Annotated in this window: 19 protein-coding genes, 1 tRNA gene and 2 pseudogenes; 6 read left to right on the forward strand and 16 right to left on the reverse strand. The window is 62.7% G+C overall.

Annotated features, from left to right (window positions below):
• Window positions 1-8: 8 nt before the first annotated feature.
• Both ACTGJ9_RS24665 and ACTGJ9_RS24670 read right to left on the reverse strand, forming a co-directional pair.
• Window positions 9-851: a hypothetical protein gene (locus ACTGJ9_RS24665; RefSeq protein ID WP_456673213.1), complete on the reverse strand. Its 843-nt coding sequence runs from the start codon at window positions 849-851 to the stop codon at window positions 9-11.
• Window positions 848-1555 carry a HipA family kinase gene (locus ACTGJ9_RS24670; protein ID WP_456673214.1) on the reverse strand — a complete coding sequence of 236 codons (708 nt, stop codon included), beginning with the start codon at window positions 1553-1555 and terminating at the stop codon, window positions 848-850. The genes ACTGJ9_RS24665 and ACTGJ9_RS24670 overlap by 4 nt, the downstream gene beginning before the upstream one ends.
• Before the next feature lie 289 nt (window positions 1556-1844).
• Between ACTGJ9_RS24670 and ACTGJ9_RS24675 the strand changes: the two genes are divergently transcribed.
• The gene (locus ACTGJ9_RS24675) at window positions 1845-2093 is read left to right on the forward strand and encodes a hypothetical protein (protein WP_456673215.1); all 249 of its coding nucleotides are present in this window, start codon (window positions 1845-1847) and stop codon (window positions 2091-2093) included.
• A 297-nt stretch (window positions 2094-2390) separates the two neighbouring features.
• Here the strand turns inward: ACTGJ9_RS24675 and ACTGJ9_RS24680 are convergent, their stop codons facing one another.
• The 3 genes from ACTGJ9_RS24680 to ACTGJ9_RS24690 form a co-directional block, all read right to left on the reverse strand.
• Window positions 2391-2570 (reverse strand): hypothetical protein, encoded by a 180-nt coding sequence (locus ACTGJ9_RS24680; RefSeq protein WP_456673216.1) that lies wholly within the window; start codon window positions 2568-2570, stop codon window positions 2391-2393.
• A gap of 97 nt (window positions 2571-2667) precedes the next feature.
• Complete coding sequence (locus ACTGJ9_RS24685) at window positions 2668-2829, reverse strand: hypothetical protein (RefSeq protein WP_456673217.1); 162 nt, start codon at window positions 2827-2829, stop codon at window positions 2668-2670.
• On the reverse strand, window positions 2826-3020 hold the full coding sequence (locus tag ACTGJ9_RS24690) for a hypothetical protein (RefSeq protein WP_456673218.1): 195 nt from the start codon (window positions 3018-3020) through the stop codon (window positions 2826-2828). Before ACTGJ9_RS24690 ends, ACTGJ9_RS24685 begins: the two co-directional genes overlap by 4 nt.
• 280 nt (window positions 3021-3300) lie before the next feature.
• Here ACTGJ9_RS24690 and ACTGJ9_RS24695 point away from each other — a divergent pair, with 280 nt between their 5' ends.
• Window positions 3301-3816: a hypothetical protein gene (locus ACTGJ9_RS24695; protein ID WP_456673219.1), complete on the forward strand. Its 516-nt coding sequence runs from the start codon at window positions 3301-3303 to the stop codon at window positions 3814-3816.
• A 1445-nt stretch (window positions 3817-5261) separates the two neighbouring features.
• On the opposite strand, the gene ACTGJ9_RS24700 is transcribed toward ACTGJ9_RS24695, so the two are convergent.
• The 4 genes from ACTGJ9_RS24700 to ACTGJ9_RS24715 form a co-directional block, all read right to left on the reverse strand.
• Window positions 5262-5519: a hypothetical protein gene (locus ACTGJ9_RS24700; RefSeq protein WP_456673220.1), complete on the reverse strand. Its 258-nt coding sequence runs from the start codon at window positions 5517-5519 to the stop codon at window positions 5262-5264.
• Window positions 5520-5743: 224 nt separating this feature from the next.
• Window positions 5744-5965: a hypothetical protein gene (locus tag ACTGJ9_RS24705; RefSeq protein ID WP_456673221.1), complete on the reverse strand. Its 222-nt coding sequence runs from the start codon at window positions 5963-5965 to the stop codon at window positions 5744-5746.
• 4 nt (window positions 5966-5969) lie between these two features.
• On the reverse strand, window positions 5970-6263 hold the full coding sequence (locus tag ACTGJ9_RS24710) for a hypothetical protein (protein ID WP_456673222.1): 294 nt from the start codon (window positions 6261-6263) through the stop codon (window positions 5970-5972).
• 327 nt (window positions 6264-6590) lie between these two features.
• Window positions 6591-6812, reverse strand: a complete 222-nt coding sequence (locus ACTGJ9_RS24715; protein ID WP_456673223.1) for a hypothetical protein — start codon at window positions 6810-6812, stop codon at window positions 6591-6593.
• 188 nt (window positions 6813-7000) lie between these two features.
• On the opposite strand from ACTGJ9_RS24715, the gene ACTGJ9_RS24720 reads away from it, so the two are divergent.
• Window positions 7001-7657 carry a methyltransferase domain-containing protein gene (locus ACTGJ9_RS24720; RefSeq protein ID WP_456673224.1) on the forward strand — a complete coding sequence of 219 codons (657 nt, stop codon included), beginning with the start codon at window positions 7001-7003 and terminating at the stop codon, window positions 7655-7657.
• A gap of 102 nt (window positions 7658-7759) precedes the next feature.
• Here the strand turns inward: ACTGJ9_RS24720 and ACTGJ9_RS24725 are convergent, their stop codons facing one another.
• From ACTGJ9_RS24725 to ACTGJ9_RS24740, 4 genes and pseudogenes are all read right to left on the reverse strand, one after another.
• Window positions 7760-8077 (reverse strand): hypothetical protein, encoded by a 318-nt coding sequence (locus ACTGJ9_RS24725; RefSeq protein ID WP_456673225.1) that lies wholly within the window; start codon window positions 8075-8077, stop codon window positions 7760-7762.
• A 349-nt stretch (window positions 8078-8426) separates the two neighbouring features.
• Window positions 8427-8502 (reverse strand) — tRNA-Lys (locus ACTGJ9_RS24730).
• A gap of 273 nt (window positions 8503-8775) precedes the next feature.
• Window positions 8776-11443: pseudogene (locus ACTGJ9_RS24735) on the reverse strand (glycosyltransferase).
• Between the two features lie 217 nt (window positions 11444-11660).
• Entirely contained in the window at window positions 11661-12254 is a 594-nt protein-coding gene (locus tag ACTGJ9_RS24740) for a beta-1-3, beta-1-6-glucan biosynthesis protein (protein WP_456673226.1), read from the reverse strand.
• Window positions 12255-12587: 333 nt separating this feature from the next.
• Between ACTGJ9_RS24740 and ACTGJ9_RS24745 the strand changes: the two genes are divergently transcribed.
• Window positions 12588-14147 (forward strand): glycoside hydrolase family 17 protein, encoded by a 1560-nt coding sequence (locus ACTGJ9_RS24745; RefSeq protein ID WP_456673227.1) that lies wholly within the window; start codon window positions 12588-12590, stop codon window positions 14145-14147.
• Here ACTGJ9_RS24745 and ACTGJ9_RS24750 read toward each other — a convergent pair.
• A complete protein-coding gene (locus tag ACTGJ9_RS24750; protein WP_456673228.1) occupies window positions 14107-14487 on the reverse strand; it encodes a hypothetical protein in 381 nt (126 codons plus the stop codon). The two genes, ACTGJ9_RS24745 and ACTGJ9_RS24750, sit on opposite strands and share 41 nt — an antisense overlap.
• A gap of 387 nt (window positions 14488-14874) precedes the next feature.
• A pseudogene (locus tag ACTGJ9_RS24755) lies at window positions 14875-16319 on the reverse strand (hypothetical protein).
• 168 nt (window positions 16320-16487) lie between these two features.
• Here ACTGJ9_RS24755 and glmU point away from each other — a divergent pair.
• Entirely contained in the window at window positions 16488-17855 is a 1368-nt protein-coding gene (glmU, locus tag ACTGJ9_RS24760; RefSeq protein ID WP_456673229.1) for a bifunctional UDP-N-acetylglucosamine diphosphorylase/glucosamine-1-phosphate N-acetyltransferase GlmU, read from the forward strand.
• A 6-nt stretch (window positions 17856-17861) separates the two neighbouring features.
• On the opposite strand, the gene ACTGJ9_RS24765 is transcribed toward glmU, so the two are convergent.
• A complete protein-coding gene (locus ACTGJ9_RS24765) occupies window positions 17862-18077 on the reverse strand; it encodes a hypothetical protein (protein ID WP_456673230.1) in 216 nt (71 codons plus the stop codon).
• A gap of 220 nt (window positions 18078-18297) precedes the next feature.
• Between ACTGJ9_RS24765 and glmS the strand changes: the two genes are divergently transcribed.
• Window positions 18298-20124 carry a glutamine--fructose-6-phosphate transaminase (isomerizing) gene (gene glmS, locus ACTGJ9_RS24770; protein WP_456673231.1) on the forward strand — a complete coding sequence of 609 codons (1827 nt, stop codon included), beginning with the start codon at window positions 18298-18300 and terminating at the stop codon, window positions 20122-20124.
• Window positions 20125-20189: the final 65 nt, after the last annotated feature.

Raw genomic sequence — 20189 nt, forward strand, 5'->3', positions numbered from 1 at the left:
GATCCCACCTACGCAGCCAGCGCCAATACCTGATTTGCTGCTTCTGGAACGCTGTACGCGGGCATCACATCGAGGCCGTCTTCACTTGCTTCGTGCTTTAGCTCGGCGATTGCTCGCACTGTTGCCTGCAAGGCCTTTTCGCTATACGTCAGGTCTTCCTCGCGGGGCGCGCCCAAGATCACTGCGCCGCGGCTCACAACGCCTTCACGCTTGACCATCACCAACTCGTAGAGCTTACCGCGCACAGTACCCACGGACGCCGAGAGACCGTTCGGTCGCAATGTCGCGAAGTTGGCTGCTCTGCGATCGTGGAGGAAACCGATCCGGGGCGGCAAGCCGTTCGAGATGAGTTGCACGTCACGATTGAAGCTGTTCGCCAGTTCAGGACGTCGTTCAATGACGCTTTGCCTTACTTGCACTTGCCACTGCTTAGCGCCCTCCTGAGCGGTGGCTTCGTCCTCTTGCGCGTCGAGGTCGTCAAGACTGGCCATCGAGCACGACCGATACACAGCTTGACGCAGCACCCCGTACCGCTCCGCGCGCGACGATGCTTCCTGCCACTGGCCTAGGGAAAAACCCGTCAACGGGATTGTGGGGTTGCTTTCCCCACTCTGCGACCGCAGCGCGCCCAAGACGAAGTCGATCATCTGCGACAGGTGCGCCCGCTTCGACCCATATAGGGTCTTGAGCACTTCGTCGCGCACGGTGCGCTTCACTTCGTGACCAGCCGCGTCCGACACCACAATGGCGACCGTAATCCGTTCGCCTGAACCCGTGATAGGCTCGAAAAACACTGGTGCCCAACTGGCCCGGTAGGAAGGCCCCCGCTGGACATCGAGATTGATGCTCATAGCTGCATCCTAAGCTGCGTGTTGGGGAACCTTAGCCCGATGTGGTTAACGATGTTCGTCAGACGATCGCACACAAAAGTGGCGAATGCTTGGGGTAGATCAGGACCCGCGGCCCCGACCAGATCCGCCGCGCACTCACGAGCCTGGGCGTCATCGAACAAGGTCGCAAACTGCAGTGCATCGCGCTTAAGGCGCTGCTGTGCCACTTCGTCGCCGTTGGCCACAAAAGCGAGCCAGCACTCGATCATTACGTTGCGATCGGCGTAGCTCGGATCGAGGTTGAGCGCCTTCCCGTGGTCGATCAAGGCAAACGTGTTCTCGTCTTGCCAGAGGATGTTTTGGAGGTTTCGGTCGCGGTTGTTGATCCATTCGTCAAAGGCCGCGACCTTTGGGAGTGCTGGCCATTTGCCGAGCAATCCGCCAAGCATCGCTTGCGACTGGGGGCTCGCGGGGTCGAAGTTTAGGAACTGCGAGCAGTTGGGGTGCGGAAGATCGACCGATCCAAACATCCACGCGCCGGTGGCCTGATCCTTCAGGAGCAAGGGCTCTGGAGCCGGAAGGCCAACCGCGCGGCACAGAAGCGAGCAGTAGATCTCGCCGAGGATTTCAGAGTTTGGCAGCTTCTTGGCGACGACCGCCACGTCCGTGCCCTGAACGTCCGCAAACCCGCGCACCGCGCCTTTCAGTCCGGTACCAACGGGCACGGCTCCGAGAAGTAGAACGCCAAATCGTATGGGCATGGGCTGGGGGTGTGTCATGTGGCCTGCCCGAATGGTGGGGGCAGCTCTATGGCCGAGTCAATGGCGCAGTATAGGACGGCGCTACCCGCAACCGCAGGGCGAGCGCAAGAGCGCCTGAGCTCGCGGCGCTATTGCTTGGCAGGTTCGGTAGGCGGCGGTGATGCGGGAGCAACTGCCGCCTGAGCTCGCGGCTTTGGCTTCGCGCGGGATTTGGGTTGCGCCTGCGGCTGTAGAGGCTCGGGGTCGGGCTCGGGTGGCCCCCAGCCGCGGCGGCGTCGCCACCGGGCCTGCCCTGGAATTGGATGTTGCACTTCTTGGCGATCGAGGCCTGCTCAACGGCGACCATCTGCCCCTTCATTTGAGCGAGCTCGGCGGCGGTTTGCTTGTCGCCACCGACAAAGAAGGCTGCCGGCCAGAAGATGACGATCGCCGCTGCGGTCGCCACGCCATCCTTTGTGCGCTGACTATCCTGAGCGCCAGACAGCGCCGCCGCGCGCGTTGAGATAGACTGAGCCTCGAGGGCTAGCTGTTGGCAGGTGTAAGACTGATATTGAACCGGTGAGACGTAGGCCGGCGTGATGTCTGCTGCCGACGAGGCACACCCGGCGAGCGCGGCGCCAAGCGCCACGATTCCCAAATTTCGCATTGAATGCAGCCCCCCGGCCAATTCGTGAAAGGTCCATCAAGCGCAGCCAGCACGCGCGTGCAAGGGAAACGCACTGCAACAATTGGTAGACAAGCAGTTTTCCGCCTTTGACCCGCCGCAACTCAGGAGCCGGCTCCGCACGCGCTCGTCACCTTACCTTTCGCGCGGCGGGGCGCGATTGAAATCCCTGGCGGCAAGCTCGAGCTCAAACTCGGTGATGCGCTCGAAGATGCGGGATGCGATTGTCTCTGATTCCTCGGCCGTCAGGGACCTGATGCCGATAGCTGCAAGCTCGTCTCTCAGGACTTTCGCCACGATCAATTGAATGGCCATGAAAGAAGATCCTAAAAGCCACATCCAACCGCAACTTACGGTCGCGAGCAAGTCCAGATGCGCCGAGGCGCCCAGACAAAATTGACGGGCAACCTCCCTAAGCTTCGATCGTTCGTTCGTAGCTCAGCCTCGCGAGTGTCGCGCGGAAGGCCGCCAGATCGCGTAACAGCTGGTCGCGCTCGGGCTCCTGCGGAAGCTTACGGGCCTTCGCTTCCGCCTCTTCGGCTTGCTTTTTCAGCTCGTCTAGCGCCTGGCTCATTTTTTTGCCTTCAGCCCAAGCTCGACAAGCCGGCGAATGGCTTCTGCGCGAGTCGGCCGGTCAGCCTGATGCGCCACCCAATTATCGAGGGCGTCTAGCGGAGCGGGCTGCATGCGGACAACAATCTGCGTGCCCTTGCCAGTCGGGGGCGGCCCGCGTCTTTTCTTTGCTAGCAGGGTTTTCTTTGCCATGAAACCATGCTAGCATGGAAACAGGCCGGAGTGAAGGTGCGAACTTCTCTCCGGCCCTAACCTCGATCAAAGAAGGGCATTCAAGATGACCAAGGCTGATAGCGTGCATAGCACGCCACCCCTAAACACGTCTCCAACCGACCCGATGGGCGCGCCATTGGCCAGCCTAGCAGAGTCCGTGGATTCGTTCCCGTCCCACCACGCCACCGGACAGCGGGGAAACCCCGAACGCACCAGCGAGTCCCGCAAGCCCGCTGAGGGCCTGTCCCGCCGTGCGGGTATGAGCAACGTCATTGACCTGTCCGCGCGTATAGCGACGCGTGCTGCCGCCGTCGCGCTGCCTCCCGACAACGTCGCCGAAGTCGAGCCGCCCGCGCGGCGTCATGCACAAGAGCCTCAAACCGAGACCGCCAAAAACAAGCAGCTTCGAGAGCAGCGCCGGGCCGCGTGGAATGCGGCCAATGCGCAAGCAGAATACTGGAAAGCCCGGTTAAGGATGCAAGACGCAATCTACATCGTGCGAGACCGCGGTTTGTCCGAAGGGCAGTTGCACCCGGAGGTGAATTTCGAAGATTGGACTCCGCTATTGGCAACTTTCCGGGAAGCGATGGCCAGGCAATTTTTGACGCCGGCTCCGACACTTGATGCAGTCGAGTGGAAGCGAAAGAAATTGGCGGCCGGAGGGCACAAGTACACCGGCCTTACATCCGAGCACATTGAGTTAGTCATCGCTCAGGATCTGGCGTTTCTGGCGTCGCATCCGATGCGCCGGGTGCGCCAGGAGCGTATCCAGTGAAGCGTCGGCGCCGATTGCACAGGAAGCGGCGACCGGCAGCGGTTGGCAGCTCAGGTCATGAGGCTGAGGAAACGGAGCTGAAATAAATACGCCGCCGGGCTCTAATGCAGTGTCCCGGCGGCGTTTATTCCAATCCAGCCCCGAGATTGGGATTAGCAAAAATCTCGGTACTCATGAGTATGGGCGTGGAGTGTGAAGGTTCAGTTCACTTTTGAAAAAGCAAAGGCCCGCCGGTTCACGCTGGCGGGCCTAGCACTCCCGGCGCTCTAATCCGCAATTGGATCGGCAGCCGGGAGCATTGGGGGCTGGAAAGCTAGCGGTGCCATGCTCGCCCTTGAGTTACAATAGGCCGAGATCGCACTCCGGTAGTTTCCCCGACTCCATTTTCGGAACGGGGTGTTCTACTGTAAGAACACCGGCGAGATTTAAGTACTCATCAATTTTCAGGCTATCCGGTATGGCCGCAGTGGGGGCTGGAACCACCCTGCGGCCTTTCCCTTGATAGGTCCGGGGTTCTTGCTGGAAACAGACCGAGTCTCGGCGCATATTGGCCAGATGCAGGTGCCGTGCCCCAAATGCAAGGTGATCGTCGCCGTTGGGTCCACCAAGTGGTTCTTTGACGGCGGCGAATGCTGGGAGCTTCGCGGCACAGCGGCCGGCGATGCTGGGAATACGAAAAGTGCCCGGTGCTGATCGAAGCGGCGTCTAAGGCTGGAAAGAATGCCACTACCTAAGCGAGCGCCTTAAGGCCGCCCTACGTCGGCAGGGAAATTCAGGAGGGGTCCAGCCGCTTCGGACGTACGTCGAAAATCCAATCATCTGCTATCAAAAGAAGGCGCATCTAATGCCACTCGAGATCATTGTGATGCTGGTCGCGGCCGCTCCGCGACCAGGCGGCCGGGCACCTTGCCTACCTCAAACCTACCCCGAGGCAGTTGCTGCTCGGCCGCCATCACAATTTGCGCGACTTCTGTTGCGTCTCGACGAGGCCCATGCATCATGAGCCCGCTGTCGGCAGGCGCCGACGCCCTCGGCTCCCCGTGCTTGGGATCAGGTGCGGACCTCCAGGCACGGGGGCCGATGACCATCAGGGCGCAGCTTCAATGGAAAGTATTAGAAGGGCGCTGGAGCAACTACTCACTCCGATCTGCGGGGACTGCCAACCGATGAAATGGTTTCGCTCAGATCTGTGGCCGGCCGAAGAGGCCATCTTGCACGTATTTGTCTGCCCTGCTCGCGAAGACGTTAGCGAGACCTACACGCCAGTGAAGCACCCCAACGAGTAACGCCGCATTGGTTCGAGACCTTCTTCATCTGGATCTAAGCGGAGAGACGGCCCCGGCTTAGGGCAGGGGTTGGGGTATCGCCGGGGCCGCTCCGCCGGCTCCGGGGGAAGCCGGCCACCCAGCAAACGGCATAGTCAGCGCTCTGTTCCTAACGGAGCGTCAGGAGATCTGGCTCGGCCTCAGCAGCCGCACATAGGTGCCGCTCTCATGCAGCTCGAGCAAGCCCTTCTCGACGGCGAATTTGATGCCCGCGCCGAACTCAGCGCCGCTCGCCTTGAGCGTGAAGAGGAACGGGTAATTGATTTTCTCGATGTGGATTCGTCCGTCCTCCACAGCGTCGGTTGCGGCCGCAAGCTCGACCAGCTTGCGAGCGGCAGTTTCCGGATCGGCAAAAGGACGTTCGCTGACGAGTTTCATTGCGGAATCAAAACCTAAAGCCACCGCTTGATGACTAGATCGACCCGGAATGTCATGCCAATTCGGGACCTATGCACAGATCCTGCGGCTGAGGCGGCAATTCGTCGGGCCCCGCTGCGTTGCAAACGGGACAGGGCGCCCCTGCGCCGCCACAGCCGCAGGCCTTCGGGCCTTCCCATGGACGATCGCGATGGTTCTCACAGACCCAAAAAGTTCCGGCGCAGTTAGGGCAGGACTCGGTCATCGTGCCTCCTGAACAGCGTTGTCAGCGCATCAACGATTGCAGTTGCCTCATGGATTGGTTCGGGGCCGTAACGAGCTAGGACCTCCTCCTCCGAAATCAGGATGCCGGGAGGCCCGAGCGTCTCGACTGTTTCGCGGATCATTCGCAGAGCCGCCCATGCGTTCTGCAAGTTCTCGCGCCAAATAGCGTTCGAATCGGTCATCCGATCATCGATCCCTCTTCAGCTTGCGCCGGCCCCAATGCGGCTCTTTGCCTTTGGGGTTGAACTCCGGGACGTAATGTCGGTTCAATGCGCGCATGACGCCGATGCGGGCGAACATCGTCGGGCCGCCGCTTTCCGCCACCAGGATCAGCGCCTCCATCGCAGCTTGCCATTCCGGAGCAGCGTGCTCGCTCTTCGGTAGCGCCATGATGTACTCGCCGGCGTCCAGCAAAGTCACCAGCCTGCGGCCGTCCACCTCGATCGGATTTTGAAAAGGCCGCCCCCAGCCCTTGGTCATTCGTGTTTCCATACTCCGTCGATGGAACGGCGGGGAAAAATAGCAGTTAGGTCATATTGTTCAGTAATTGACGGAGGCCGACTTGATTACAGCCGCCAAGTGCAGAGAACTCGCAAATCATTACAGAGCGCTGTCTGTAAGTCCTAACATTTCCGCGAGCCAAGCCTTTTTGTTGAAGAATATCGCCAGGACCTTTGCCGGTTCTGCTGGTCAATTGGACAGACTTGCCGCTCTGATGAGAGCCGAGGAGAGAGGAGAGACGGTAAAGCAACGCGGCCAATTCGAGTAGCGTTGCGAAATGGGGCTCGGAGAACGTGCGAGGCTAGATCATTTCCAAACCGGCGCGCCTGTCCTGATCCGCTCACTCCGGGCGATCTCCTTAGCGATCTCTTCCGCTTCCTTCTTGCTCGGAAGACCGGTTATTGATCGCCGGCCTGGATTCTCATCGAACTGCACGAAGGTCGAAACGCGGATCTCGTATCGGTGGTTCAGGTCACCATCATCACAGCAGATCAGACGGACGTGGGTATAGGGCTTTGGCTCGTGCATGCCGCTATCGAACCTCGGCGGAAGCGAGAGTCAAATTGTCGATTACTGGTGCCCTGGAACGCGCGCGAGCTACTGCTTATCGTGTCCTGCATTCGCATCACTCGAGACCCGCTTCTCCAATACTGACTTGACCATTTCCATATGTTTCTGATTGTTCCCTTGCGGAGATGCAAAAAGGGCCGACCGCCATGAGTTTGATACAGAAGATGCGGCGCAGGCTCTTTCGGCCTCGTGAGGTGATCGAAGGGTACGAAAATGTGGAGCTCGTCGAAACCATCTATCGCAAGACCGTTGCATTCCAAGCAGAAGGCAATTGGCCGCTCGAGAATGTGGAAAGCGTTCTCGATTTCGGCGGGGGTGCTGGCATCCACTACAAGGCCGCGCGCCGGCAGTCGCCCGATGTTCGTTGGGCGGTTGTTGAGACGCCAGCGATGGTGCGGCGCGCCAAGGATCTTGCGACCGACCGGCTGATGTTTTTTGAGCGGATCGAGCAGGCGGCCGATTGGCTGGGAAGCGTAGATCTCGTCCATTCAAACGGCGCCATACAATACGTCCCCAAGCCGTTTGAAACCATCAGGGCCCTTTGTTCGGTGCGGCCCGCAACGATAGCGTGGCATCGGGTCCCGATCAGCGATGGCGAGCCTAGGCGAGAAGTTCAGACCTCATATTTGAGCGACAACGGTCCCGGAATGTCACTCACGTCCATCGACAAGGTCGTAAAATACGAGCGGACCTGGCTTTCCGAGCAAGCCTTCATCCAGGCTCATGAGGGTTATCGCATCGCCGAGCGCGGTCCCGATCCGGCTGAGCGGGGAACGCAGCAATTTAGATTTGTGCCCGGCTAGCCGGACCGCGCGAGCTACTGCGTATCGGGGGTGTTAGACAAAGCGGGCCGCAAGGGAGGCACGTTAGCTGGCTTTACGAGTGTCGCTCAGTACGAGTGTCGCTCAGTGCCTTGCCACTCTTTCAAGGAATTCCAGCATGGCGGGCGCCATGTCCTCCAATTCGACGAAGCGACGGCGCAGCTCATCCGCGATATCCGCGGTCACATCGCGCGACCATCCCTGGGTCGTGTTGAAAGCGACGATGCGAGCTGGACGAATGTAATGGCCTTCGATCAGGTGCCGCAGCAGAGTCGAACGATTGCCGTCCTCTTCCGCCGTTTCGGACCAAGCCCGCCCCAAACGGCCGCCGAAGTCCTCAAGCACAATGTAGACATCGCGGTTGGCCGCACTCTGCGGCACGATGGATGGAGACTGAGCCATGAGAACGCGCTCAACCAGAGTTCCTTCAGGATCAAACCTGACCCTAAACGGTCGAGAAGCCTACGGCTAAAAAGGGTAGCCGACCCGGGCTTGGTCCGGGCCACCATCGCGGAATCGCGGCAACCCATAGCTTGACGGCGATGGCCGCGCTGGAGGGGATCCTCGGCTTTGGGCGACATCAGCACGACATCGACGAGCGCGCGCTTGGAGCGTCTCCCTGCGACCGGCCGCGGCCATGCCGACGGAGCGGGATCGAGATCCTCTAGTTGAGGCAATGCATTTGCCAACACAGTGCCCACACGGAGCTTTTTCGATCTCTTTTAGATTTGCCTTAAGTGCTTGATTTTGTTGGTGAGCGCGCTGGGGCTCGAACCCAGGACCCCGTGATTAAAAGTCACGTGCTCTACCGGCTGAGCTACGCGCTCCCATGGCCGCTGATGGCTTCAGAAATCGATCGCCATCATCTTCGGTCATTTGGAAAAGCATGTCTTGCCGCCGCGTTTGACTGAAGTGCTGCGGGGAAAACCGGCTGTTTCCGGATCATGCTTTCGGCCCGCGCTGTGTAGGGGGACGGGACGCCGAGGTCAATAGCACGCGCGGCTGCCGAAGATCGCGTCAGAGGCGGGGATTTTTACGACATTTCCATTGCTTAGCCCGGGATTTTCAACCCGATTGGCGGCCGGTCATCCACGCCGAAGTCAGTTCGCCTCCCGCCGCACCTCGCTCCGCACCGGCTGCGCGTTGCCGGGCGCCGGCAGGGCGACGGGGCGCAGGCCGATCAACTCGGCGGTGCGGATCGAACTCTCGCGCCAGAACTGGAACGAGTTGATCCGGCTGAGTTCGAGGATGGCGATGGCGACTGCGGCCAGGAACGGCAGGCTTTGCAGCACCAGCACGCCCGCGAAGATGTAGATCTCGGTGATCTGCCTGAAACTGTTGGAGGCAATCAGCACGCCGGAGCCGATCAGGAGCAGGGCGCCGATCACGGCCTCCCAGAACGCCTGGAACTCGATCGACATCCGGGACAGGCCACCCTTGGAGGTGCGCGCGAAGGCGATGTGCTCGGTGATCAGTCCTTGCGCGACCGCGCGCGAGACCGTCCATTGCACGCTCATCGCGGCGATCATGGCGCCCAGCATCTGGCCGGGTTTGATCGCGACGCGCGCGCGGTACATCGACAGGAAGTGCGCGAGCGAGACGACGAAGGCACCGATGATCGGCAGCGTCAGAGATCTTGTCGGGGATGGCGATGTCGGCGAAGGCGACGATCGGCACCCAGATGAGGTTGAGCAGGGCAACGACAACGCCGAGGCTTTCGGCCCCGAGCCAGTTCAACCAGCCGAGACCATATTCGCGCTTCTGGTCCGGCGTCAGCCGGCTCCTGCCGGGCAGGAACTGCCGCCAGTGCTTCTTCACGATCTGGAGGCCGCCATAGGCCCAGCGGTGACGCTGCTTCTTGAAGGCCTCGTAGGTATCGGGGAGCAGGCCCTGGCCGTAGCGGTAGCGGGTGTAGTGAGTGGTCCAGCCGAGCTCCTGGATCGCAAGCCCGAGGTCCGAGTCCTCGCAGATCGTGTCGCTCGACCAGCCCCCAGCCATGTCCATCGCGGCGCGGCGGATCAGGCACATCGTGCCGTGCACGATGACGGCGTTGAGCTCGTTGCGCTGGACCATGCCGATGTCGAAGAAGCCGGCATATTCGCCGTTCATGATGTAGTGCATGATCGACAGACCGCCGTCGCGGTGCTCCTGCGGCGCCTGCACCAGGCCGACGCGCGGGTCGGCGAAGGCCGGCACCAGATCCTTCAGCCAGTCGGGCTCGACGACATAGTCGGCATCGAGGATGCCGATGATCTCGGCATCGACGGCGGTGCGGTCCATGGCGATGCGCAACGCGCCGGCCTTGAAGCCCTGCACCTTCTCGGCGTTGATGAACTTGAAGCGTTCACCGAGCGCGCGGCAGTGATCCTGGATCGGCTGCCAGAAGGCGGGATCCGGCGTGTTGTTGATGATGACCACGCATTCGTAGTTCGGATAGTCGAGCCGCGACAGCGCATCGAGCGTCTGCTTGAGCATCTCGACCGGCTCGAAATAGGCGGGGATGTGGATCGAGACCTTCGGGTAGTAATTCTCGGGCACGTTCTCGATCGGCTTGCCCTTGGCGAGCAGCCGCTGCGGCGGCCGGCCGAATGCGACGGCCGCGATCTCGTCGATCCGGGCCATCGCGATGAGGACAAGGGGAACAAGAAGGATCATGCCGAGCGTCAGCGCGAAGGCCGAGCCGAAGATGAAATAATGCCCGTTCCAGAATGCGAACACGGTCGCGGCCCAGGCGCCGACGCCGTTGGCCGCGGCTGACAGCAAAAACGCCTGCCTGGCGGTCGGCTGCTCCAGCCGCAGGATCGGCAGCGACAACAGGATGCCGACCAGCAGCGCGATCGTCATCAGCTTCCAATAGTCCGGGTTCTCGACCGGACCCGTCCAGGCGAATTTCGGTTCGCGGCTGGCATTGAGGATGCCCCAGTAGGGACCGACGCCGCCCTCAAAATACTTCCAGGGCTGATCGATGGCTTCGACGATGTTGTATTCCATGCCCATGGCTTCGGCACGGCTGACGAAATTGCGCAACGTCAACGCTTGCTGGAACGGACCCGGATCGGCCTTGCGCAGATTATAGCCTGCGCTCGGCCAGCCGAACTCGGCGATCACGATGCGCTTGCCGGGAAACAGGTTGCGCAGCAGGTTGTAGCGGTCGACGGCTTGGTCGACTGCCTCGTCCGAGTGGAAATTCTCCCAATAGGGCAGCACGTGCGCAGCGATGAAGTCGACGTTGGAGGCCAGGTCGGGGTTGTCGCGCCAGATGTTCCAGATCTCGCCGGTGGTGACGGGCACGCGCACTGCGCTCTTCACCCGCTTGATCATCTCGATGAGGTCTTCGACCTTCTGCTCGCCGCGGTAGATCACCTCGTTGCCGACGACGACGCCGTTCACGTTGCTGTTCTTGCGGGCGAGCTCGATCGCGGCCTTGATCTCGCGCTCGTTGCGGTCCTTGTCCTTGTCGATCCAGGCGCCGACGGTGACCTTGAGGCCGAATTCGGCGGCGATCGGCGGCACCAGCTCCACGCCGCCCGTGGACGAGTAGAGGCGTATCGCGCGCGTCATCGTCGACAGCGTCTTCAGGTCAGCGCGGATTTTTTCCATGGTCGGGACGTTGTCGATGTCGGGATGAGCCGAGCCCTCGAATGGCGCGTAGGAGACGCTCGGCAACAGCCCCTTGAAATCAGGCGCGGGTTCCTTGTCGCGCAGGACTCCCCAGAGGCCGGCGTGGAGCATGGACACGAGCAACAGAACGGCGGCGACAACGCGCATCGCGGCTAAACCAAAAGGGGCTGAGGGGGCAGGGAAGCGGATCCGACCCCGAGATCCGACCAAGTCCACGGCAAAGGGAGCATACCTCTGCCGCGTGGTTTCTCAACTGTCATGGCCTCATGTCCTTATCAGGGCATGGCCTTCTGCGGTCAACGCGCGGCAGTGCCGTCTGTTGCTATCGCCGATCGTTCCTGAACGGAGGCTGAAACGATCGCGGCTATTTCTGGGGTGCGGGCGACGGGCTCGCTGCAGGCGCGGGGCTCGCGGCTGGCTGGGGCGGCTGCGAATTGCCGGTGGTCGGCGCTGCCGGCTGGGAGGCCGCGGCAGCCGCCTGCTGCGGCTGGGAGGCCGGGTTGATCCAGCAAGCGTGCACACGGCTGTCCAAGGTCTCGGCGATCTTGGGATCGATCTGGGCGCCGAAGCGGGTCAGGCAGCGGAACGCGGCCTGGATGTGGCCGCCGGGGCAGCCGAAGCGGTCATAGAGGTCGAGATGGCGGAATGCGGTATCGAGGTCGTCCCGCCACATCAGCCGCACCACGCGCCGGCCGAGCCAGACGCATTCGGGATTGCCGGCCGGGCCGTTGATGACTTGCGCCGCTTCCGCGAACTCGTCGGTCCGGCGCTGGTTCTGGGCCGCGTCCTTGGCGGCGTCGGCGGGTTGGCCGGCGGCCTTGCCCTGATCAGGAGCGGGGGCGCCGCTCTGGGCGGAGGCGGCATCGAAGCCGGCCAGCAGGACAAGGGAGGTCACGGCCAAGGTGGCGGCGAACTGCCGCAGGACCGCACTTCGAAACTCGAACACCCGTCGCCGCATGAATTCCCCAATATCTCAGCCGCCCGTCCGCACGGCAGGACCTCGCGGACGCCGAGACGTGATGGCGTCCAAATGGGTCTCCAATGCGGCGGAAAAGTCCCGCAAAATCCAATGACCTGTAATTGGATTTTTGTCCAGCAAAGTCACCGTCCTAGGGCCCGGTCGAACGGCCGCAGCCCAATTCGCCGGGGAGAGCGCGCAGCCGACCCGCCTCACCCCCCTTGGCAGACGGCGTGCGAGCAGGTAATCGACGGACCCTCGCGGAGGACGGAACCGATTTCACTTCGTACGCCACTGGCGCTCCTGCTTGTCTCCCTCTGTGCGATTGCTGCCGTGTGGTGGTGGCTGGCCACGCCGATCACGCTCGCGCGCGCACCGATTGATCCGAATGACAAGGTTCAATGCGTCTCCTACGCGCCGTTCCGTGGGGATCAGACGCCGCTGAACGCATGGACCCATATCGAGGCCGATCAGCTCGAGCAGGATCTGCGCCAGCTCAAGCAGATCACCGACTGCGTCCGCACCTACTCGATCGAGAACGGGCTCGACCAGGTGCCTTCGGTCGCGGCCAGGATCGGCGGGCTGAAGGTGATCCAGGGCATCTGGCTCGGCAGCAATCGCGCCAAGAATTTTGCGCAAGTTGCGACCGCAGTTCGCCTCACCAAGGAATTCCCCGACACCATCTCCGCGCTGGTCGTCGGCAACGAGGTGCTGCTGCGCGGAGAGATGACGACGTCGGATCTCACCGCGATCATCCGCTCGGTGAAGGCGCAGGTCACCGTGCCTGTGACCTATGCCGACGTCTGGGAATACTGGCTGAAGAACCGCGAGGTCTATGACGCCGTCGATTTCGTCACGATTCACATCCTGCCTTATTGGGAGGATATGCCGGTGAAGGCGAAGTTCGCCGCGAGCCATGTCGAGGCGATCCGCGAGCGGATGGCGGTGGCGTTCCCCGGCAAGGAGATCCTGATCGGCGAGACCGGCTGGCCGAGCGAAGGCCGCATGCGCGACGGCGCGCTGCCGTCACGCACCAACCAGGCGCGCGTCGTCTCGGAGATCCTGGGGCTCGCGAAAGCGCTGAAGTTTCGCGTCAACCTGATCGAGGCCTACGACCAGCCGTGGAAGCGGCGGCTCGAAGGCACCGTCGGCGGCTATTGGGGCCTGATCGATTCCGTGCGGCGCCAGCTGAAATATCCGCCGGGCGAGCCGATCAGCAATTTCCCGTTCTGGAAATGGTACATGGGCGCCGGCATGATTCTCAGCGTGCTGGTGTTCGCGGTGGCCGGCATTACGCTGCGCCGCCGGCCGTGGACGCCGCGCTTCTCGGCCTGGCTCGGCGTCGGCATCTCCGCGACATCGGCGGGCATCCTGCTCGGGATCGCCACCGACAAGATGATTTACGAGAGCTACGGTTGGGGCGGCTGGCTGCAATGGGGCATGCTGCTGCTGGCCGGCATCTTCTCGCCGATCTTCTGTGCGCAGGCGCTTGTCATCGGCCGCAGTCTGCCGAGCTTTCTCGACCTGCTCGGTCCGCGCGAGGGACGTAAATCGTCGAAACTCTCGGCCGTGCTCGGCCTCACGCTTGCGGTGACGGCGGTGATCGCGACCGAGACCGCGCTCGGCTTCGTATTCGACCCGCGCTACCGCGATTTCCCCTATGCCTCGCTGACGATGGCGGTGGTGCCGTTCGCCGTGTTGATGCTGAACCGTCCGCAGATCGGCATGCGCCCGATCGCGGAAGCGGTGTTCGCAGGGCTGCTGGCGCTCTCGGCCGTCTACGTGATCCTGAACGAAGGCCGCGATAACTGGCAGGCGATGTGGACCTGCGCGATCTATCTCTTGTTCGCGCTCACGCTGTGGCGGGCGCGGGCCGAGCAAAGCCAAGGATGAGCAGCCCGATCGCCAGGCCCGACAGCGCGATGTTGTAGAGCACGATGCCGAGGCCGGCCGCAACCACGCCGAGCGTGAGCAGCACGATCGAAGGCCGCATCAGGTTCAGCGTCGCGATCACGAGCGCGACGATGCCGAACACCAAATTCTTGAACAGCGACGTCGAGACCGAGCGCGCCTTGCAGATCATGGTCTGCAAGCCGGCATCGCATGCGAGCGCCACTTGCGAGAACTCGACGGCGAGGTAGCGCACATAGAGCGCCCAGCCGACGGTCACGAATCCGACGACGATGAGAAACTGCACCTGATACGGCGTGAGGCGAAACGGCTTTTTTGTCATGAGGGCAATATGGTCGGGATGGCGGAAGGGAGCAACAGGGGGCGACGCATTTTTACGCGCGGGTCAGCTCCCGCGGCATGCTTGCGGCACCCCGAAACGCATCGGAACCGTAGCCATACGGATTTGCGAGATTTCCAACGTGGCCTAACGTCCGAGTTGAAGCGTGACGTGATCGCGGATTCGGTCAGGAGCAGATCACGTTGTTCAAGAACGCGACTGCGAGGATGCGAGCGAGGCTGGCAATGGTTGAGGCGCTGCAGGTCAATTTTGCGCTTTGGGGCATGATCATTTGCGCGGCCATCAAGATCAGCCAGTTGATGGCCATTCATTGAGTGGCGCAGTCTCGGGCGAGACGCTCCGGCGATTCAATCAGAAGCCTCGATAGTCCTACCGCCTGAAGAACGACGCTATCGTCGAACTCGCTGACGCCGTCTCCGGCTTGGCCTGAGCGGCCGGCTGTGCCGGAGGCGCCGGCACGGGCTCCTCGCGCTTTGACGAGCGCTTGGAAGAATAGCTGCGACGGTGCTTGTCTGGCTTGACCGTGGGCGCGAGCGCAGGGGCGGCTTCAGCCTGCGGCACCGAGTCCTGGCTCGTTTCCGAACTCTTGTCCTGGTTTTGGTCTGAACCCTTGTCCTGGGCTTTGTCTTGAGCTTTGTCCTGGCCTTTATCGTGGGACTTGTCTGAACCGCCGCGCATCGACAGGCGCTGGCCGTCGAACACTGTCGTCTCGCAATGGCGATCGTTCTCGGCCAGGCCGGCGCAAAGCTTTGCGGCGGCGGCGGCATTGATCAGGGGGCCGGCACCCAGGCGCAGCTGCATCCCGAGGCCATTATTGCCTTCCTTGATCATGATGATCGGCCGAAGTGCTGCGACCTCCGGATTGGATTTGCTCAGGCTGCGCCAGAGCGCGCGCAGGCCGTCGACCGAATTCGCACCGCCGAGATCGATGGCAAAGCGCGTCTGCTGGACTGCGATTGCGGGAGGCTCGGCTTCGGTTGCCTCCGGCGGTTTGGCTGGTACCGCTGCGACTTCGGTGGGCGCGGGCGCCGGCTCGGGTTTCTTCTCTGGGACGTCCGGCTGGGTCAGTTTCGACGCCGCCGCATCAGGCGGCGCCATGATCGACTTCGACGGCAACAGCGGAAGGATCGGCAGCGCCGACGGCATCACCGGCGACTGCGGAACCAGCGAGGCGGCAGCCGCGGTCTGTGGCGGCGGGCTTGGCTGATCCTTCGCAGCGTCTTTCGAACTGTCCTTCGAGCCTTCCTTCGACGCTTCCTTCGACTCCTTACCGGTAGCCGCGCGCGGCTTGTCGACCAGCGAGGCTGCGGTCGAGGCGACCGGTGCGACATCCGGGGCCGGGGCTGCGCGGCGGCAACGGGCGAGTCCTGCGGCTTCGAGGCAGGGGCCTGCGGCTTCGACGCAGCGGCCTGCGGCGATGTCGCGCTCTGCCTGGCGATCGCGCCGGTCACGGAATCAAGCCCCTGCTCGAGCACCGTGACGCGCGAATAGAGCCGGTCGCGATCGGTGTTCAGCGTCTCGATGGCGGAGGCAAGGCGGCGCGCTTCGATCTGACTTTCCTTGGTCAGCACCTGGAGACGGTCGGACTGGCGGGCGAGATCGGCGGAGGCGACCTGGTCGTGGCGCCAGCCGAGCTGGGCCTGGTTGGCCATCACGGCGATCACGACGGCGCCGACAGCGGCCGCGCCCCACGAGCCCAGCCGCCACATCATACTGCGATCGAACGTGCTTTCTTCAGCCAGGAGTCCGGAGAACAGCCCGCCGGTCTCCTTGTCGCCGAAGGCATCCGCCAGTGGGTCGGAATCCTTTGCCATGAACGTTTAGTGCCCAGCCCTGCGTGGCTTCCCCGAATCAATCAAGGAACATTAACAGGAAAACCCACTCGCACTTGAATTCCGGGTGTTTGCGGGGGTAGCAAGGCGACAAGCTCTCGTCGCCCATTGGGGTAATGGTTTGATTCGGCCGTATTTGACAGGATTGCGATGACCGCCCGCTCAAGCCTCACGATCGTGCTCGCCGCCGGCGAAGGCACGCGCATGCGATCCAGCCTGCCGAAAGTGCTGCATCCCGTCGCTCACCAGACGCTGCTTGCCCACGTGCTCGGTGCCGCGCCGCGCGGAACCGGTACTGCGCTTGCGGTCGTGATCGGTCCCGATCACCGCGCGATCGCGGACGAGGCGAGGCGGATCCGGTCCGATGCGCTCATCTTCGTGCAGGCCGAGCGGCTCGGCACCGCGCACGCGGTGCTGGCGGCGCGGGAGGCGATTGCGCGGGGCGCGGACGACGTCCTGATCGCCTTCGGCGATACGCCGTTGATCTCGGCCGAGACTTTTGCGCGGCTACGTGCGCCGCTCGCGAAGGGTGCCGCGATTGCCGCGCTCGGTTTTCGCGCGGCGGACCCGACCGGATATGGCCGCTTCATCGTCGAGGACGACCGCCTGATCGCGATCCGTGAGCACGCCGATGCCAGCGCGGATGAGCGCAAGATCGACCTGTGCAATGCTGGCGTGATGGCGATCGACGGCCGCCGCGCGCTCGCGATCCTCGATAGAATAGGCAATGCGAATTCCAAGGGCGAGTACTACTTGACCGATGCGGTCGGCGTCGCCCGCGACAATGGATGGGAGTCCGTGGTGATCGAGACCAGCGAGGACGAAGTGCGCGGCATCAACACCAAGGCCCAGCTCGCGGAAGCTGAAAGCGTGATGCAGGCCCGGCTGCGCAAGGCAGCGATGGAGGCCGGCGTCACGCTGATCGGCCCCGAAACCGTCTATCTTGCCGCCGACACCGTGTTCGGCAAGGACGTCACCATCGAGCCGTTTGTGGTGATCGGGCCGGGCGTGTCGATCGCCGACGGCACAGTGATCCATTCCTTCTCGCATATCGTGCAGACCACGCTCGGCAAGAACGTCTCGATCGGTCCCTATGCGCGGCTGCGCCCCGGCACCTCGCTCGGCGATGGCGCGCGGATCGGCAATTTCGTTGAGACCAAGGCCGCGACGCTGGAGGCGGGCGTCAAGGTCAACCATCTCTCCTACATTGGCGACGCCACGGTCGGCGCCAACTCCAACATCGGCGCCGGCACCATCACCTGCAACTACGATGGCTTCAAGAAGCACAAGACGGTGATCGGGCAAGGCGCCTTCGTCGGCACCAACTCCTCGCTGGTCGCTCCGGTGAAGATCGGCAACGGCGCCTATATCGGCTCAGGCTCGGTGATCACGCGCGACGTGCCCGACGACGCCATGGCGCTGGAGCGGAGCCCGCAGACCATCCGCGAAGGCGGCGCGGCGCGCTACCGCGAGATGAAGACCAGCGGCAAGAAAACGGAAAAGAAGCCCGAGACGTGAGCGGCGTTACTCGTCGGCGAATTCCGAGAAGATCGCGCGGGTGAGGCGCCAGCCGCGCGGCTTGGCGCGCTTCGCCGGCTCGCCGGCAGCGTGCTTGATGAAGACCGGCTTGGCTTCCTTGCCGCGGTGGGGCGGCGGCCATTGCGCAAGGTGCGTGCCCGTGGTCTCGCTGGCGAGCAGATACGTCGGTGACGGACGTTTGCGGTCGGACGTGGCTTTCATGGCCTTGATCTCCCGTGAGGGAATCGTTGGCCAAATTTGTTGACAACAAGTTAATTCGCGCGGTTAAAGCCGGCCACATCGACGCAGGCGAAGGCATGCCGTGATCTGACACTGTCGCAATCCGTCACAATTATTGAGTAACTCCTTCCTTGGGAACTTCGCTAAAAACCGAGCGCGTCGTTTAGGCGATTTTTCGACGATTTGGGGGATATTGATCCGCATGTGCGGGATTGTCGGCATTCTCGGGCGCGAGCCGGTTGCAGAGCAATTGGTGGATTCGCTCAAACGTCTCGAATATCGCGGCTACGATTCCGCGGGCGTCGCCACGCTTGAAGGCCAGCATCTCGAGCGCCGCCGCGCCGAGGGCAAGCTGAAGAACCTTGAGAGGCGGCTGGAAGCCGAGCCGCTGAAGGGCACCACCGGCATCGGTCACACCCGCTGGGCCACCCACGGCAAGCCGACCGTCAACAATGCCCATCCGCATGCGACCGAGCGCGTCGCGGTCGTTCACAACGGCATCATCGAGAATTTCCGCGAGCTGCGCGAGGAGCTCGAGAAGAAGGGCACGGTGTTCCACACCGAGACCGACACCGAGATCGTGCTGCACCTCGTCGACGATCTCTTGACGCGCGGCAGCAAGCCGGTGGAAGCCGTCAAGCTGACCCTGGCGCGCTTGCGCGGCGCCTTCGCGCTCGGCTTCATCTTCGCCGGCGACGACGACCTCATGATCGGCGCCCGCAACGGCCCGCCGCTGGCGATCGGCTATGGCGACGGCGAGATGTATCTCGGCTCGGATGCGATTGCGCTCGGCCCGTTCACCGACACGATCAGCTATCTTGAAGACGGCGATTGGGTGGTCCTGACCCACAAGAGCGCTGCGATCTTCGACAAGGACGGCCATGCCGTTGAGCGCGACAAGATCAAGCACGCCGCCTCGACCTCGCTGGTCGACAAGGCGAACTACCGCCATTTCATGGCGAAGGAGATCCACGAGCAGCCGGAAGTGGTCGGCCATACGCTGGCGCGCTATATCGACATGGCGACGGAGCGCGTCTCGCTGCCGGTCAAGCTGCCGTTCGACTTCAAGGACATCCAGCGCATCAACATCACGGCTTGCGGCACTGCAAGCTACGCCGGCATCGTTGCAAAATACTGGTTCGAGCGTTTTGCACGGCTGCCGGTCGAGGTCGATGTCGCCTCCGAATTCCGTTACCGCGAAGCGCCGTTGCGCAAGGGCGATCTCGCCATCTTCATCTCGCAATCGGGCGAGACCGCCGACACCCTGGCGGCGCTGCGTTACGCCAAGGCCGAGGGCGCGCACACCATTGCCGTCGTCAACGTCCCGACCTCGACCATCGCGCGCGAAAGCGAGACCGTGCTGCAAACGCTGGCCGGCCCCGAGATCGGCGTCGCCTCGACCAAGGCCTTCACCTGCCAGCTCATGGTGCTGGCGAACCTGGCGATCGCGGCCGGCAAGGGCCGCGGCGAAGTGTCCGCTGAGGACGAGACCAAGCTCGTCCATGGCCTTGTCGAAATCCCGCGCCTGATGTCGGATGCGCTCACGGCCGAGATCCAGATCGAGAAGCTCGCACATCGAATCGCAAAATCCCGCGACGTGCTCTATCTCGGCCGCGGCACCAGCTACCCGCTGGCGCTCGAAGGCGCGCTGAAGCTGAAGGAAATCTCCTACATCCACGCCGAGGGCTATGCCGCCGGCGAGCTCAAGCACGGCCCGATCGCGCTGATCGACGAGACCATGCCGGTCGTCGTGATCGCGCCCTACGACCGCGTGTTTGAGAAGACCGTCTCCAACATGCAGGAGGTCGCCGCCCGTGGCGGCAACATCATCTTGATGACCGACGCCAAGGGCGCGGCGGAGGCGACGGTGGATTCGCTCGTCACCATCGTCATGCCTGACATGGCCTCGGCCTTTACGCCGATGGTCTATGCCGTCCCCGTGCAGCTGCTCGCCTACCACACCGCGGTGGTGATGGGCACCGACGTCGACCAGCCGCGCAATCTCGCGAAATCCGTGACGGTGGAATAGGCAGAACGGACCAGGCCGCGCTCTTCCAAAACCTGCTAGAAGCCCCTAGCTTGAACGAAGCGACC

It is taken from the genome of Bradyrhizobium sp. RDM12 (genome assembly GCF_051917485.1).
In the GTDB taxonomy this organism is placed as follows: Bacteria; Pseudomonadota; Alphaproteobacteria; order Rhizobiales; family Xanthobacteraceae; genus Bradyrhizobium.